Below are 15,830 nucleotides of genomic sequence, written 5' to 3'. Positions count from 1 at the left end.
CCCGGAGCGAACGCTCAGTAACGCTCCGTACGGACGCGACGACAGCCGCTCGACCGCTCAGTACTCGTTGTTGAACTCCTCGACCACCGTCGCGCCCAGCTCGCGGACGATCAGGTCGTGTCCGCTCAGCGCGGAGTCGACGAGGTCGGGGTCGTCCTCGGCGGGCATGTCGTCCTCGATCGACACCGGTGCGGGGTCCGGCTCGCGGTACGCGGACCGGGCAGCGCCACCACCGGCAGGCCCGGAGGCACCGGCCCCGGTCCCGGCCCCGTAGGAACCGCTGGAGCCGCCGTTGCCACCCTGACCGCCGTTGCCGCCGCCACCGTCATGGCCGCCCGCGGTCCCGTAGCCACCTCCACCGGACGCGGCCCCCGTCGGAGCCACCGCCTGCCGCGCCATCTGCGCACCCTGGCCGCCGCCCGCGTCGTACCCGGATCCGGACCCGGCCTGCGCGCCACCGGACGGAGCGCTCGGCCCGCCGCCCTGCGCCGGAGCGCCGGAGGAGCCGCCGAAGCCGCCGCCACCGCCGGCATTGCCGCCGCCGAAGCCGCCACCCTGCGGCGCGCCCCCGGCGGGCCCGCCGGGAGGATTGGTGCCCCCGGACGGGTCGACGATCGCCTCGACCTTCCACTGCACGTTGAACTTGTCGGCCAGCGCCTGCCGCAGCACGTCCTCGCTGCCGCCGTTGGCGAAGCTGTCCCGGGCTCCGGCGTTCGGGAAGCCGATCTGCAGCGTCGTGCCGTCGAAACCGGCGACCTGCGCGTTCTGGCTGAGCAGGATCCAGGTGAAGCGCCGGCGGCCCTTCACCGCCTCCAGGATCTCCGGCCACAGTTGCCGCACCTGCGCGGCTCCCTGCGCCATGCTCCCGCCGCCCTGAGCTGTCTGCTGCGCCTGCGGAGGCTGTGGAGACTGCTGTCCGTGCTGTACGGGTACGGACTGGCCGGGCTGCCCGGACTGGCCCGCACCGGCCTGCACACCGCCACCGGCAGGGCCGCCGGCGCCCCCGGCGCCTCCCGGGCCGCCGCCCTGCCCCGGCGCCGCCGCCGTGGGCCACCCGCCAGGCTGCCGCCCGGCCGCGCCCCCGGCCGCCTGCTGCCCGGGCCACGCACCGGGCTGCCGCTGTCCGGCTCCCTGGCCTCCCCCCTGACCGGGCCAGGCCCCAGGCTGCGCCGCCTGCTCAGCGCCCGAGCCGGAACCCGCGCCGGCCCCTGCTCCTGCTCCGGTTCCTGCTCCTGCATTCGCCGCCCCAGGCCAAGCGCCCGGCGCGGCGGCAGCCGCAGCATCCGCCCCTGTGGATTCCGCCTGCCCCCCGCCGGAGGGCATCTCCCCAGCGGGCGCACCACCGGAGGACACCCCGGGCGCACTCGCCCCAGCACCAGCACCGATTCCGGCCCCGGCGCCGCCCCCGGCGCCCCCGCCGTTCATCCCCCGCACCGCGGCGCGCGCGGCGGCGGGGCCGGCAGGCCCGGCAGGCGACCCGGCTGGCGCGCCGGCGGGCGACCCCGAAGGCGGCATTCCCGCATGGGCACCCGGCCCCGGCACGTACTCGACCTCGGGCCCGCCGACCCCCGTCGTCACCGGCGCGCCGAGGCTCAGCCCGGCCGTGCTCGCCCCGCGCTCCAGGCGGTCGAGGCGCGCCTGCACCGAGCGCTCGTCGTCGTACGCGGCGGGCAGCAGCACCCGCGCACAGATCAGCTCCAACTGGAGCCGCGGCGAGGTGGCCCCCCGCATCTCCGTCAACCCGGTATTGACCAGATCGGCGGCCCGCGCCAGCTCCGCCCCTCCGAACACCGACGCCTGGGCCTGCATCCGCTCCACCACATCGGCGGGCGAATCGATCAGCCCCTTCTCCGCCGCGTCCGGAACCGCCGCCAGGATCACCAGGTCACGCAGCCGCTCCAGCAGGTCGGCCACGAACCGCCGCGGGTCGTTCCCGCCCTCGATGACCCGGTCCACGACCTCGAAGGCCGCCGCCCCGTCACCCGCGGCGAACGCCTCCACGATCGAGTCCAGCAGCGATCCGTCGGTGTACCCGAGCAGGGACGTGGCCATGGCATATGTCACACCCGCGTCGCCCGCGCCGGCGAGCAGCTGGTCCATCACCGACATCGAGTCCCGTACGGACCCGGCCCCGGCCCGCACGACCAGCGGCAGCACGCCGTCCTCGACCGGGATGTCCTCCTGCCCGCACACCTCGCCCAGGTAGTCACGCAGGGTCCCCGGCGGCACCAGCCGGAACGGGTAGTGATGCGTACGCGACCGGATCGTCCCGATGACCTTCTCGGGCTCGGTCGTCGCAAAAATGAACTTCAGGTGCTCCGGCGGCTCCTCGACCACCTTGAGCAGCGCGTTGAAGCCCGCCGACGTGACCATGTGGGCCTCGTCGATGATGTAGATCTTGTACCGGCTGGCGGCCGGCCCGAAGAACGCCTTCTCCCGCAGCTCACGGGCGTCGTCCACGCCACCGTGCGAAGCCGCGTCGATCTCGATCACATCGATGCTCCCCCGCCCGTTGCGCGCGAGGTCCACACACGAGTGGCACTCCCCGCACGGATCGGGGGTGGGACCTTTCTCACAGTTGAGACAGCGCGCCAGGATGCGCGCACTGGTCGTCTTGCCGCAGCCGCGCGGGCCGCTGAACAGATACGCGTGGTTGACCCTGTTGTTCCGCAAGGCCTGCTGCAGCGGATCGGTCACGTGCTCTTGCCCGATGACCTGAGCAAAGGTCTCGGGGCGGTAGCGGCGGTACAGCGCGAGGGACGACACGCATACGACGATATCGGCCCGCACCGACAACCGGGCCGCCCCCGATCCCCGGAACGCAAACGCCCCCCACGCACCCGCCAGAGCTCACTTACCCTTGCTGCCTTCCGGCCCTGGGGGAGTTCGGTGAGATAGCGCCACGTGAGGGGCTGTGCCCAACCCTAGCGGATCCCCCGCCCCCCGCACGACCCCACTCCGCTCCCACCCCACCGCAAGATCACTCCCACCCCTCTCGACGCCCCCTCCCGACCCCCTCCGGCGGATCATGTTCGCGAGCACCCCTCAACGTCTTGTATTGTTTGCGGCGGAGGATTCGCCTAGTGGCCTAGGGCGCACGCTTGGAAAGCGTGTTGGGGGCAACCCCTCACGAGTTCGAATCTCGTATCCTCCGCCAGTGCCTCACCGGGCACTACGTCGAAGGCCCCTACCGTCCGCGGTGGGGGCCTTCGTCGCGTCCGTCTCAGTTTTCGTCTCAGTTGGCCGGCGGAGCGCCTCCCCCGCCGCCCTCGCGCTCCGGCCCGGTCCCGCCCCAGAGCGCATCCCCGACCTGACGGGCGACCTGCTTCAGGCGCGGGCCCGTCACGTGCATGTACCGAGCGCGCATCCGGGCCGAGCCACCGGGTTCCCAGCCCATGATCGCGTCAACGATCACGTCCGGGACTCCCAGCAGAAGGAGGACGGCGCCGGCCGTGTGACGAGCGTCATGGAGCCGTCCGTCCCGTACTCCCGCGTTCTCCAGCAACTGCTTCCACCGGTGGTAATCAGTGTGCGGATTCAGCGGACCACCGGTCGGCTGAGCGAAGACGTACCCCCTGTCCTCCCCCCATCTCCTGGCGCTCGCGCTCCTGCTCCTCCTGGTGCTTACGAAGCAGCTTGATCAGCGGATCCGGAAGCCCCACGGTGCGCCGCCCGGCGCGTGACTTGGTGTTCTTGAACTCCCGCCGGGTCTGACGGCGCGCGGGGCAGTACCTCGGCTTCCGGCCGCAGGTGTACCCGCACCCGTGCTCATATCTGGGCCGCAGGCGGTTCTTGCGAAAGACGGATGTACCCAGCGTCCAGGTAGGTGTCCTCCCACATGAGCCCGAGCGCTTCACCCTGGTGCAGCCCGAGGGCGATGGCGATGATCCAGCGAGCGCTGTTGCGCGCCTTCGAGGCCGTCCGCAGAAGGCTCTGAATCTCCTCGATGGTGTACGGCTCGATCCCCTCCTCTTCGAGGCGCCACCCGTACTGTTCCGACGGTGCTTGGCACGGCTGCGCTGAGCACGCTCCCGCCGCTCGGCGGCAGCTTCCCGCCTCACGCGCTCGGCCTCTTCAATGGCCCTCGCCTCGGGCTTCCGCCCTGGTGCGCAGGGCCTCGCGCTCAGCAGCACGATCCCGTTCCGCTGCCTCGATGTCCGCCTCGACGCGCAGCCGCTCCGCTTCTCGCCGCGCGGCGCGTTCTTCTTGCTCCTGCTCGATGCGGGCCAGCTCGCGAGCTTTCGCGATTTCCGCTTGTTGAGCCTCACGAGCCAGGCACGCGGAGTGCTCGCGCGCCTCGCGTTCCGCCTCACGCTCGTCCTGCTGCCGCACGGCGCGAGCCGCTTCCAGAGCCTGCTCACGTTCGGCTGCTTCGGCTCGCTCCCGCTCTTCCTGCGCGCGCCGCTCACGGGCGGCACGGTCGACGGCACGAGCGTCTTCCCACCCCATGCGCGGGTCGTGTCGCGGTGAGCGACGGCCTTGGCGGCGAGATACGTGCGGTATCCCGCGGAGGCCTCGGCCAGGATGATCAGCAGGAACGGTGCCACCGAGCGAAGCAGCAAGCCGCCGGCGTCCGCCTGTTCGGGGATGATCCGGAAGACACCGTCCGGGTACAGGGACTGCCAACAGTTCATGATCCAGCTCGACATCCCTGCGAACCAGCGCAGGACGAACGGCCACGCCCTCGCCCGGTAGTCGCCCTGCTCGGCCAGGACCCCGTCGACGTACAGGACGGTCAACAGGGCAAGTGACGCGAGCGGGGCGAGCATCCAGGCCACCCAGCCCGGTACGTGGTGCTTAACGGCGAACGTGGTGATGTTGACGCAGGTGAAGACCAGAGCCCCGATGCCCAGCACCAGCAGGGAACGGGTCACCAGGCGCCCGACCTTCTCCAACTGCTCGATCGCTCGGCGAGCCGCTCCGGCTTCCTGCTCTGTCACCGGTGCGGCTCCTCCCGTCGTCGAAATCGTCGACGCCGGGAGGACCGACGGCGCAGTTGAATCAGTCGGGGGCGTGGCCACCCGCCACCTCCCCACGCTCGGGCCCGCACTCGCACTCCTCCGCGGGGGCACCCCGCCCGACCCAGCAGGCGCACACCGCGGATAGCGGGCCGACGGCGACCGCCTCACCCGGCAGGAACCTGCACCGGTCACTTCGTCGAGGCCGGCTTCATCGCGGCGTCCAGTGGCGTGAAGCCGTACTCGGTCTCGTCGTAGTCGAAGTATCCGTTCGCAGGGGAAGTCCTTCCGCTACGTCGTGGGCCGACCGGCGAGGCGGGTGCCGCCGCCGGGCGCGTACCCCAGCGAGTCGGGGACGTCCGCCTCGATCGAGGCCACGGTGATCCGGGTGACAAGGTCGAGCAGCTCGGGCGCGTCGAGGATTCCGCGGCCTGCGTCGAGCCGGGCCTAGCGCTCTTCCGCGCTCTCGCTTTCGTCACCGAGCCAGAGCTCGGGCGGCGTGCCGAGGGACAGCTCTACGTCGTCGATGACGAGCTGGTGGCTGCCGAACCAATGCTTCATGGGTGCTCTCCTGACCTGAACGGGCTGGCAGGCAGCCCCGGAGCGACGGCGTTGTCCTTTGCACGGGAGTACCGGCGCTCCGGCAGATCTGTGTTGAGCGAGCCGCGCGCCGGCGAGGGCCGGGCAGCGGCGCCCATTCGTCGTGGGCGAGTGGCCATGGCCGTCAGCGCCTCCGCGAGGAGGCGCCAGGGCCAAAACCACTGGTACGGGCACGGTCTGCTTGCCAGGCGCCGTGCCATTCAGTTCTCAAGGAACGGACGCTTCCTTCGACCCCGTTTCACGGAGATCTCCGGGCGCGAGCACTGCGGGATCGCGCGGCTCTGCCGGCGCGGGCAGGCATGGGCGAGCGGCGCGATAGGTCGTAAAGACCTCATGTCCTCTACTTCTCTTGAGGAGAGCTCATGAACATAGGACCAGTCCTGATGTCGTCAACTCCTCTTGAGGACTTATGCTGAAACCGTCCAACGATCAGGGACGGTGAGCACCACATGGCCAAGAAGTACGAGCGGATCGCTGACGAGTTGCGTCAGCACATCCGCGCAGGCCAGCTGAAGCCTGGAGAGCGTCTTCCGGCGGAGACCACACTCGCGAAGCGGTACAAGACCAGCGTGCCGACGATGCGCGACGCGCTGGGCGAGCTGCTGGCCGAGGGGCTGATCGATAAACGGCACGGGGTCGGCAACTTCGTCCGCAAGCCCCCACAGCGCGTGGAGCGCACCAACGAGCGCCACCAGTGGGAGAAAGACCGGGCGCGCGCGGCACGGAACGAGCGCGAAAAGACCGGCGCCACCGAGCACGACACCGGCCTCACCGTCTCTGATCTCGTCTTCAAGGCCCGGTACCGCGAAACGAAGGCCGACGAGGACCTGGCCGCAGCCTTCGCCGTCCCCGTAGGCACCCGGCTGCTCGAACGTGTCTACCGCACCTACCCGCGTGACGGGGACGCGGCCTTCAGCCTCGTGTGCTCCCACCTCGTCCACGACGTGGTGGCGGCCAACCCCGACCTTCTCGACGAGACCAACGAGCCGTGGCCAGGTGGCACCCAGAGCCAGCTGCACACCATCGGCATCGAGCTCGACCACATCGTCGAACGGATAACGGCCCGGCCTCCGACATCAGAGGAGGCCGAGGAGCTCGGCCTCCAGAAGGGCGTCTCCGTGATCGTGCTCCGCAAGATCTCCATCGACACCGAGGGACGGGTGGTGGACGTCTCCGACGTGATCATGCCCGGCGACCGCACCGAGCTGGTGTTCACGACCCGCCTGGACCGGTGGTGACGATGACGAACCTCATCACGGTGATCACGGCCGTCCACCCGCCGGCCGCGAAGTACCTGGCCGACGCGTACAAGTCGCTGACCGAGCAGCAGCTGCCGGACGGCTGGGACTGGCAGTGGGTGATCCAGGAAGACGGCGAGACCGACGGCGTAACGCCCCACCTGCCCGACGACCCGCGCATCTCCTTCGGCCAGGGCCGGCAGGGCCGCGCCGCGGTCGCACGCACGCTAGGCCTGTCCCGCGCCGAGGGCGAGTACGTCAAGGTCCTGGACGCTGACGACATGCTGACCCCGGGCGCTCTGGCACGCGACCTCCAGGCCCTCGCCTCCGACTCTTCCCTCGGCTGGGCCACCTCTCGCGTACTGGACCTCCTCCCCGACGGCTCTACCGTCGGCTTCGACCAGGACCCGCCCGAGGGCCCGATCGAACGTGGCACCGTCCTCCAGCACTGGAAGGCCCACAACTACCGCGCCCAGGTCCACCCGGCGACCCTCTTCATACGCCGTGACCTGCTCCTGGCGCTGGGCGGGTGGATGGCCCTGCCGGCGAGCGAGGACACCGGTCTGCTGATGGCCCTGAGCGCGGTCAGTCGCGGGCATTTTTCCGCCGAGACGGGGCTGCTGTACCGGAAGTGGCCTGGACAGGCGACGAACCAGGCGGCCCACGTCCATGAAGGCGAGCGGGAGGCACGGTTCGCGGTGGTCGAGGCCAGAGCGCGCACCTTGGCGGCAATGGAAGGCTGGCAATACCAAGCCGAGCAGTAACGGCTCGGGAACAACGGGGGTGTGGCTAAGCCTCACCCCCGTTGTTTTTCGCTGGGAGATGCTCGACTGAGCTCGCGGGCACCAGACATGGGCCAATGCCTCGTCGTGCCAATCGCACAGGTCAGCACAGCTCATCGTCGCGACATATGAATGCTCAACGGGCCCCGCCCGCGGCGATGTCGACGCCGCGTACGACCTATCCGTGCACCTCCTGGCGAGGAAGCACGAGAGCCACTAAAACGGCGGACCACCCTCTTGTCAGTAGGGCATGGGGGCCGTGTATGTTGGCATTGGTGTGCCGGGAAGTCTGGTCGGCGAGTAAGGGACAAGTCTCTTCGCTGACTGGGGGTAGACCACATGGTTGCTGCGTATTTTTGTACGGCCGCGGTATGCGAACCGCCCGCATCGTCAGCTTCTGTCTGCGCGTCAAAACGTCGGCATGGCCGACTACATGCGCTTCATTCCTATTCCCCCAGCAGTCCCCTGCATCGTATCCGGCCGCCTGGCGGATGTGGCGTTGCTGTGATGTGACCGGGCTGCAGCGGGAAGACCTCGGCCAGAGTGCCATCCGTTCCGCCTTCCTGACCAGTATCACTGCCCAGGACCGCATGTGAAGAGCGGGAAGCGTCACTTCAAAAGTGCGACCGAAGAAGCGAGTTGAGTCACATGTCTTGGGCTGACACTCAGTTGATGGCTCCGCCGGGCGGCCAGAACAGTCCAGCCTTTCTGCAGTGGACTGCAGTCGGGTTCGGGCTTTGGTTGCTGTTCGCCGTTGTCGCTACCTGGGAGAGCCGTAGAAGGAAAAAGAAACTCCCGGTGGAGCAGCGTGTCGATGTGCTGCGTGAGGAGCTGCGTACGGGCACTCCGAATGCTCGTGGTCACATTCGTGTCGATCCGGTCGGCTATCCGGGCATCTCTGTCAGTCAGGCCGAGGACGTCGCACGCGAAGAAGGTTTTCTCCGGCAGTCGCAGGGAGCAAAAGGGCAGTGGCTTTTCTATCGCGTGGGAACGCAGCCTGGTTCTTCAACAGGTATCGATGTACGAGGGGGGCCTGCCCCTGAGGTAGTGCGCGAGAGCGCGGCGGCTCGCCGCGTAGCCGAAGAATTCCGCACACAGGACGGTTTCGACCCCCTGGACGAAACGACACTGGCGACGGCGGAGAAGGAACTTCGGACAGCTCGTGCCAGAAGCGACCGGGCAACTGTCAGATGCGCGTTGGCTCTTTTGGGGTGGGTGTTCGCGGAGATCCTCGCGCGGTTCGCGTGGGGCGAATGGCCACTTTATGCGGCCTTTCAAATATGCGCGGCGACACTTCTGATAGTTGGTGTACGAATGCTCATCAGGGCGCGGAGGCTAAGAGCGGAAGGGCGCAGGAAGGATGGAGTGGTCCTCGCCGCCTACCGCGACACGGTAGCTGCGCAGGCGGATGAGAAAAAGAGTCGGCGTGAACCTGAGTAATAGGGGAAAGCGATGTCGGACTTCTCGGTTGATTTGACGCAGTTGCGCAAGCTGAAGAAGAAGCTGGAAGACAGTGAGAGTCAGATGGAGGAGGCCCTGCGCAGGATGAAAGATACAGGGCCGAAGAACCTCGGAAAACGATCGCTTGACAAAGCGTGTGAAGACTTCGAAGACGAATGGGAGCACGGCCTGAAAGAGACAAAAAAACGACTGAAGACGCTCAATGAAGCGCTGCCAGCCATTCTCAAAGCATACGAGAAGACCGAAGAGGAGATCAAGCAAGGGTTCGCGAATTCTGAAGGAAAGACCAAGTGAGTGACGACTGGAGCGGGCTGGGGTGGAACCCGACACCTGGCCACCCGAACTTGGCAAACAATCTCGCCGGCAATCTCTCAAAAACGGCGGCAACCCTCAAGAGCACCTACGATTTGCTCGATTCCCTGGACAAGGAAAGCTCCTACTGGAGCGGCGAAGCGGCGAAGGCGTTCACCGAAAAAATATCAGACCTCCCCGACTATCTCAGCCGGGCCCACGAGTCACTCGAAGCGGCAGGAGGAGAAATAAAGAAGTGGAGTGTTGCGCTGTACGACATGAAAGTCAAGGCCAGAAACTATGAGGAGGACGCTAAAGACGCAAGAGAAAAGGTCAAGAATGCTGAGCATCAGTACGAGGGAGCCCGAACCCATCCCGATCTGAAGCTTGCCGGGCAGGTATTCGAGACCAAGGCTGAACTCGACAGTGCCCAGCATCGACTGGACGTCGCCCAGGGGCGTATGGACAGTGCCTCGCGTGCGGTGGAAAACGCGAGGGCCAAGCTTCAGAACCTGATCGATGACGCGAAGAAGCTGGAGCGTGAACACTCCGACACGGCGCAAAATTTCGCTGATCAGATACGGAAACATGCCAGTGACCATGCTCCCGACGGTGGATTCTTGGACAAACTCGGGGACTGGTGGGACGAACACGGAGGCGATCTGCTGACCGTTGTTGCCACCATCGCAGGTATCGCTGCCATCTTCGTTCCGGTGCTCGCGCCGATAGCTATCGGACTTAGCCTGGCTGCTGCGGCTCAGCACGCCAACCAGTACATCAAGAGCGGAAAGGACATGTTTCCGCCGACATCGAAGAACATCAGCGAATGGGCGACGCTGGCTGGCGACGTACTCGGTGCCGTTCCGGGTGTCGGGCCCGCGATCAAGGGGACCAAGGCTGCTATTGGTGCCGGGCGGGCCAGCTTTGGGGCTGCTCGTGGCGCTGGTGCGGTGGCCAAAAGTACCGCGACTGTCTCGCAGGCAGCAAAAACAGGAGCTGTGCACTTCAGAGAATTCGCCAAAGCAGCAGACCCCTCGAATCGTGTCATGGGGAAGCCCATCGAATGGGCGGCTCAGAAACTGGGGTCGTCGCGAGCGGCTGCTGAGATGACCGCTGACGTGACGCAAGCTGTTGTAACCGGTGGTCTCGCTGTGCCCACGGCCCAGACTTTGGACATCGGCTGGACTCACAGCGACGCCACAACTGACAGAGCGTTGCGAGGAACAGAAATCAATGACGGTCTTGTCGGCGCCGGCATGGCCGTCGACCCGTTGAAGAAAATTTTCACCGTGGCCAAGGCGTTGTGATGGATCGAGATCTCGACAACACAGTAGTGGCTGAGTTGCTACCGATGTGGTACGCGCTGCCTGAGGGTTTCCACCCCGTCGACCTGGCGCAGGAACCCGGGACTCGTATGGATGCCCACTACGACGCGCTCGCCCGGATCTACCCTGCGGCAACTTCGAAGCAACTGATCACCAGCGTCCTCAGCTTCGAAGCGACGCTCAGCAAGCTGGTCGAAGAGGGGCTCGTCCACTTCAGCTCTTTCACCTTGCGGACAGATGATGGGCTGCTCCTCACTGGAACATGCAATATCGTTGTGGCCGATCGGCCGATGGGAGACCCCAACCTCTACCCGCGAGCCGTGCTCGACGCGCAACCAGACGGAGGCGGTAGGGGTGAGCACAGGGGCATCGTCGAGTTGCCCGCAGGGCTCGCTGCGGTCGTTGTGTCGGACACGGTGATTCCGGTGCCAGGAGTGTTCTTCGGAGTTCCCGAAAACGGGGCCACCGAAGTTCTATCCGTCAGCTTTCACATGGCGTTCCCTCGCTTGCCCAAAGCTGTGGTGGTAACACTGTCGACGGAAGAGTTCCAAGCGCAGGAGGAATTCCTGGAGCTGGCGACGGTGGTGGCCGGCGGTATCAGCTTCACCGCCCCGCAACTGAAGCAGGGTCGTGGTCCCCTGGCTGACGAGGAAACCGCGGCCGCCACATCCCCCTTCGGATGACCATCGCAGGCATCCAACCGGCGCACTGCCTGCGGCGCAGAGTGCGCGGAGACGACCGAGGCTGCCGGGACACTAGGGCAGGGCTTCGGCGTCAACGCGGGAGAAGAGCAGCTCGCTCTCCTCGGTGATCGGCTCTCGCCACCGGATCGGCACCGCTGCTTCGCGTCGCAAGGCTGCCGGGTAACGGCTGGCGGTGTAGTCGTTCGGAAGGCGGTACATGTGGAATCCGTTCGCCCGCAGCGCGCCCAGCAGTTCCTCGGCCGATTCCCCGAGTTCGAGCATCCGCTGCGGCGTCACCTCGATGGCCAGCTCCGCGTCGGGCCGGAGCTGGCCGAGCAGCGGGACCAGCCCCCGTACGACGGAGCCTTCAGCCCCCTCCACATCAATCTTGATCACCCGGGCTCGTGCAAGCTCATCAGCACTGAGGACTTCCGACAGCGGCTGAGCAGCTACTTCGAAAGTGGACTCGGCCTCACCGGCATACGGCACGATGCTGTTGGCCCCCATGTTGTGGGAGCTCGCGAGGATGAAGGTGAGCATCTCCTCCCGGTCCGAGATCGCGGCGTTCACCGCACGAACGTTTCCGCACCCGTTGAGCGCCACCTGCTTGCGCAGTACGCGATGGAAGTCGGAGGACGCCTCCAGAGCAACCACAGCCCCCTTCTCGCCGACCAGCCGCGAGGCGAGCAGGCTGTAGTAACCGATGTTCGCGCCCACATCGACGAAGACGTCGCCCGGCCGGAGCCGTCGCTCCAGCCATCGCGTCAGATGCGGTTCCCAGACCCCGAAGAGGTAGATGTACCGCTGGATCAGGTCCTGGGTGTCGGTGACGATCGTGGCGCCGAAGCGCGTACGGGCCCGGCGGATGCGCGGGTGGTCGCGCAGGCCGGCGTTCAGGTAGGACTCCACGATGCCGGCCTTGCCGAGCGTGCCCGGGGCGTAGCGCACGTACCAGCGGGAGAGGTCGAACTTGAACTGCGTGAGGAGAGAAGTCACCTGAGCCCTCGAAGAAGTTGAGCCGGCCGTGCGGATCGGATCACCCTACGTACGGCGCTCGATCGGCACCTCGTAAACGATCTCGCAGTACGCGTCCGGCACGACGATGTCCGCCGTTTCGACCGGCCGGCCGTCCTCCGAGATGTACGTACGCCGGATGTGCGTGACCAGCGCGCTCTTCGGGATACCGAGAAGGTTCGCCTCCGCGGTGGTGGCCTGCCGGGGCTCCGGCCGCTCGACGGCGTGAGTGATCGCCACGCCGATGGCGGCCATCCGCTCGATGACGCCTCGGCCGGCGTACGGTCCGCCCTCGGGCAGCACCACGATCGTGCCCTCGGTGATGCTGTACGGCTCCCAGCTTGTCGACAGTTGCACCGGCTTCCCGTCGGCCAGGAATTCGTACGCCGTGCGGACGCACAGGTCACCTTCGGCGATGCCGAGCCGCGAGGCGATCTCACGAGGGGCGGGCACCTTCGCTTCGGTGCTGTGCTCCCACGTACCGTGCTTCCCGAGCCCCGCCATGTCGGCGCGGAACGGCGCTCCGCCGCGCTGCTCCCGCGACGAGGACCTGACCATGCGCAACCGCTGCCGCGGCTCAGCAACGTAGGTGCCGGAACCGGCGCGGCCCTCCAGCAAACCCTGCGCGATCAGCAACTCCTGCGCGCGCCGGATGACGTTGTCGCCCACCCCGTACTCGCCGGCTAGCTGCGCGCGCGACGGCAGCCGGTCACCGGGGGACCAGTCGCCGTTGGCGATGCTCTGCCGGAGCCGGTCAGCGGCGGCGAGGTACGGAGGCTGCTCAGGCATGTAGCAAATCTAGTCCACTAGCTCCGTCCTAGTTAACTAGCTTCACAGTACGTGATCCATCTGCAACGGAGGACCCGCCGTGCCTGCACCTGCATCCCGAGCGCAGGACATCGCGGCAGGGCTCACCGACGCCGGCTACGAACCGCACGTACACCGGCGCCTCACCCGGATCCATGTCGTGACCAAGGTGCTCGGCGAGCCGTCCCCGCCCCGCCGGCAGGCCCTCCTTGCCGCACCAGACCGCGCTGATCGATTCGGCCTTCGAGGGAACGAGCACGGGCTCACCGCCTGGGCCCTCGTCTGGACGATGCCGTGTCGACAGCCCCCAACAGACGCGACGAGGACATGAACCCGTGAACGCCGACAAGAGGAGAACCCCTGTACCCGAGCTTGTGGAGGCGATGAGCCCACATGGCTGACCGGTACGAGCAGATCGCCGCCGACCTGCGTAAGCAGATCGAGGACGGCACTCTTCCAGCCGCTGCACGGTTGCCTTCCGAGAGCGCCCTCGCCGTGCAGCATCGCGTCGGCTTGCCGACCGTGCGGCACGCGCTGAACGTTCTGCAGGCGGAAGGGCTGATCGAGAAGCACCACGGTCGGGGCACGTTCGTCCGAGCAGCGAACTAAAAGATCGAGTACGCGAACAACCGGCACCACCGAGCTGCTCAGCCTCCCGACGTCTCCAGCTCACCGCAGGGACGTGCTCTCGACGGCTCCCCGGAGGTCACCGTGAGCTGCTGTGAGGTCTGGGCCAACGACGAGCTGGCGTCGCGGATGAACGTACAGGTCGAGACGCGACTGCTTGAGCTCGTCGAACGCGGCCGGCGCCCGAAGGACGAAGCTCCGTACAGCATCGTGCGCTCCTACCTGCTGTACGCGATGGCGCCCCCGGCACCGACGGAACTTGCGAGCGCTGCCTCTCCGTGGGGCGACGCGTCCGTGGATTGGCTGACCGAGGCCGGCATTGAACTGGACCACATCGTCGAACGGCTTACGGCCCGGCCACCGAGCGCAAGGGAGGCGGCCGAACTCGGCATCTCTCCCGGCGTGGCAGTGATCGCGATTCAGCGCACGTCGTACGACGCACGCGGCACGGTGGTGGAGGCGGCTGACTTGTTGATGTCCGGAGACCGCGTGGCGGCGGTGTACTCCACGCCGTGCGTGCGTACGCGTCAGCCCTACTGAGGTATCACCATTCGGGCGGCCGTACCGGGATCAGCCCCCCCGGTACGGCCGCTCTGACGATCAGCGGCCCCGGTCCGAGTGCCTATAGCGGCGCCGCCAGGACGAATCGACGCCTACCCCTCGGTCGTCACCGCTTCCTGTCGAGGTCCAGGTCGAGCATCCGGATCGCGTTGCCGCGGAGGACCTTGTAAGCCACGTCCGGCGGCATCCCGGCGACGTGCTCCGCGGCCACCTTCTTGGTGTGCGGCCACGTCGAGTCGACATGCGGATAGTCGGTCTCGAAGGTGGCGTTGTCGACGCCAACCGTCTCGATCGATGCGACGCCGTGCTTGTCGCGGAAGAAGCAGCAGAAGACCTGCCGGTAGTAGTACGTCGAGGGCGGTTCGGGGATCAGGTCGCGTACGCCGCCCCAGGCGCGGTGCTCCTCCCACACGTCGTCCGCGCGCTCCAGGGCGTAGGGGATCCACCCCATCTGCCCTTCCGCGTAAGCCAACTTCAGTCTGGGGAACTTCACCAGGACGCCGCTGAAGAGGAAGTCCATCATCGATGCCATGGCGTTGTTGAAGGACAGCGAAGCTTGCACGGCCGGGGGAGCGTCCGGCGAGGCGGCCGGCATCTGCGACGACGAGCCGATGTGCATGCACACCACCGTTCCCGTCGCCTCGCACTCCGCGAAGAATGGATCCCAGTAACCCGAGTGGATACTCGGCAGCCCCAGGTAGGTGGGGATCTCGCTGAAGGTCACGGCGCGTACCCCTCGGGCAGCGTTACGCCGAATCTCCTGCACCGCCAGGTCGACGTCCCACAAGGGGATCAGACACAGCGGGATCAGCCGCCCGCCGCTGTCCCCGCACCACTCCTCCACCATCCAGTCGTTGTACGCGCGGACGCACGCCAGGCCGACTTCCTTGTCCTGGGCCTCGGCGAAGGTCTGCCCGCAGAAGCGGGGGAAGGTCGGGAAGCACAGCGACGCCTCGACGTGGTTGAGGTCCATGTCCGCGAGGCGTGCCTTCGGGTCCCAGCAACCGCGCCGCATCTGCTCCCGGGTGATGCCGTCGAGTGTCATCTCGTCCCGGGAGAACCCGACGGCCGCGATGATCCGCTTGTACGGGAAGAGGTCTCCCTCGTACCGCCACCAGTCCGTCAGCTGGCCGGCCGGATCCGTCGTGAACTTGTACTTGCCCCCGATGTACGCCAGCTCGCCGATACCGGCGGTGAACGGCTTCGGCCCGAGATCGCGGTACTTCGCGGGCAGCCAGGTCTCGAAGAGGTGCGCCGGTTCGATCACGTGGTCGTCAACGCTGATCACGCGGGGGATGTCGATGGACTCGGTGGTGCTGTTCGTGCCCTTCATGCCGTTCGCCTGGCCAGTCATGAGGCCCCTCTCAGCGGTCGCCGCGTCGGCGACGTACCTGACGACCCGTCAGTTCGAGGGTATAGACGTCCCCGCCGACCAACAAGCCGCCGTCAGCACCGCCTTCCCGACGGCGGCACGCCACTGAGC

13 protein-coding genes, 1 tRNA gene, 1 other RNA gene and 1 pseudogene are annotated in these 15,830 nt (G+C 67.2%); 10 read left to right on the top strand and 6 right to left on the bottom strand.

Going from position 1 to position 15,830, the window contains the following annotated elements; translation table 11 throughout:
• Nucleotides 1-57: 57 nt before the first annotated feature.
• Complete coding sequence (locus AB0A97_RS29205) at nt 58-2,766, bottom strand: DNA polymerase III subunit gamma and tau (protein ID WP_361155426.1); 2,709 nt, start codon at nt 2,764-2,766, stop codon at nt 58-60.
• 52 nt (nt 2,767-2,818) lie between these two features.
• Nucleotides 2,819-2,917, bottom strand: an RNA gene (ffs, locus tag AB0A97_RS29200) — signal recognition particle sRNA small type.
• A 152-nt stretch (nt 2,918-3,069) separates the two neighbouring features.
• Between ffs and AB0A97_RS29195 the strand changes: the two genes are divergently transcribed.
• Nucleotides 3,070-3,157, top strand: a tRNA-Ser gene (locus AB0A97_RS29195).
• Between the two features lie 78 nt (nt 3,158-3,235).
• On the opposite strand, the pseudogene AB0A97_RS29190 reads toward AB0A97_RS29195, so the two are convergent.
• A pseudogene (locus AB0A97_RS29190) lies at nt 3,236-3,981 on the bottom strand (site-specific integrase); the annotation flags it as partial.
• 96 nt (nt 3,982-4,077) lie between these two features.
• Here AB0A97_RS29190 and AB0A97_RS29185 point away from each other — a divergent pair.
• From AB0A97_RS29185 to AB0A97_RS29155, 7 genes are all read left to right on the top strand, one after another.
• Nucleotides 4,078-4,470: a hypothetical protein gene (locus tag AB0A97_RS29185; RefSeq protein WP_361155424.1), complete on the top strand. Its 393-nt coding sequence runs from the start codon at nt 4,078-4,080 to the stop codon at nt 4,468-4,470.
• Between the two features lie 1,537 nt (nt 4,471-6,007).
• Nucleotides 6,008-6,796, top strand: a complete 789-nt coding sequence (locus AB0A97_RS29180; RefSeq protein WP_361155422.1) for a GntR family transcriptional regulator — start codon at nt 6,008-6,010, stop codon at nt 6,794-6,796.
• Nucleotides 6,797-6,798: 2 nt separating this feature from the next.
• Entirely contained in the window at nt 6,799-7,560 is a 762-nt protein-coding gene (locus tag AB0A97_RS29175) for a glycosyltransferase family 2 protein (RefSeq protein ID WP_361155420.1), read from the top strand.
• Nucleotides 7,561-8,250: 690 nt separating this feature from the next.
• Complete coding sequence (locus AB0A97_RS29170) at nt 8,251-9,018, top strand: hypothetical protein (RefSeq protein ID WP_361155418.1); 768 nt, start codon at nt 8,251-8,253, stop codon at nt 9,016-9,018.
• Nucleotides 9,019-9,030: 12 nt separating this feature from the next.
• Nucleotides 9,031-9,333 (top strand): hypothetical protein, encoded by a 303-nt coding sequence (locus AB0A97_RS29165; RefSeq protein ID WP_361155416.1) that lies wholly within the window; start codon nt 9,031-9,033, stop codon nt 9,331-9,333.
• On the top strand, nt 9,330-10,637 hold the full coding sequence (locus AB0A97_RS29160; protein ID WP_361155414.1) for a putative T7SS-secreted protein: 1,308 nt from the start codon (nt 9,330-9,332) through the stop codon (nt 10,635-10,637). Before AB0A97_RS29165 ends, AB0A97_RS29160 begins: the two co-directional genes overlap by 4 nt.
• Complete coding sequence (locus tag AB0A97_RS29155; RefSeq protein ID WP_361155412.1) at nt 10,637-11,338, top strand: hypothetical protein; 702 nt, start codon at nt 10,637-10,639, stop codon at nt 11,336-11,338. The genes AB0A97_RS29160 and AB0A97_RS29155 overlap by 1 nt, the downstream gene beginning before the upstream one ends.
• 72 nt (nt 11,339-11,410) lie before the next feature.
• Here AB0A97_RS29155 and AB0A97_RS29150 read toward each other — a convergent pair whose 3' ends face one another.
• Together AB0A97_RS29150 and AB0A97_RS29145 are read right to left on the bottom strand one after the other, a co-directional pair.
• A complete protein-coding gene (locus tag AB0A97_RS29150) occupies nt 11,411-12,334 on the bottom strand; it encodes an FkbM family methyltransferase (RefSeq protein WP_361155410.1) in 924 nt (307 codons plus the stop codon).
• A 45-nt stretch (nt 12,335-12,379) separates the two neighbouring features.
• On the bottom strand, nt 12,380-13,141 hold the full coding sequence (locus AB0A97_RS29145; RefSeq protein ID WP_361155409.1) for a GntR family transcriptional regulator: 762 nt from the start codon (nt 13,139-13,141) through the stop codon (nt 12,380-12,382).
• A gap of 411 nt (nt 13,142-13,552) precedes the next feature.
• Here AB0A97_RS29145 and AB0A97_RS29140 point away from each other — a divergent pair, with 411 nt between their 5' ends.
• The gene (locus AB0A97_RS29140; protein ID WP_361155407.1) at nt 13,553-13,768 is read left to right on the top strand and encodes a winged helix-turn-helix domain-containing protein; all 216 of its coding nucleotides are present in this window, start codon (nt 13,553-13,555) and stop codon (nt 13,766-13,768) included.
• A gap of 102 nt (nt 13,769-13,870) precedes the next feature.
• Nucleotides 13,871-14,326: a UTRA domain-containing protein gene (locus tag AB0A97_RS29135; RefSeq protein WP_361155405.1), complete on the top strand. Its 456-nt coding sequence runs from the start codon at nt 13,871-13,873 to the stop codon at nt 14,324-14,326.
• A 127-nt stretch (nt 14,327-14,453) separates the two neighbouring features.
• Here the strand turns inward: AB0A97_RS29135 and AB0A97_RS29130 are convergent, their stop codons facing one another.
• Nucleotides 14,454-15,701 (bottom strand): amidohydrolase family protein, encoded by a 1,248-nt coding sequence (locus tag AB0A97_RS29130; protein WP_361155404.1) that lies wholly within the window; start codon nt 15,699-15,701, stop codon nt 14,454-14,456.
• Nucleotides 15,702-15,830 lie beyond the last annotated feature (129 nt).

It is taken from the genome of Streptomyces sp. NPDC045470, assembly GCF_040646595.1.
Taxonomy (GTDB): domain Bacteria; phylum Actinomycetota; class Actinomycetes; order Streptomycetales; family Streptomycetaceae; genus Streptomyces.
Note: the sequence above shows the minus strand (reverse complement) of the source record. Positions and strands in the feature narration are given on the sequence as shown.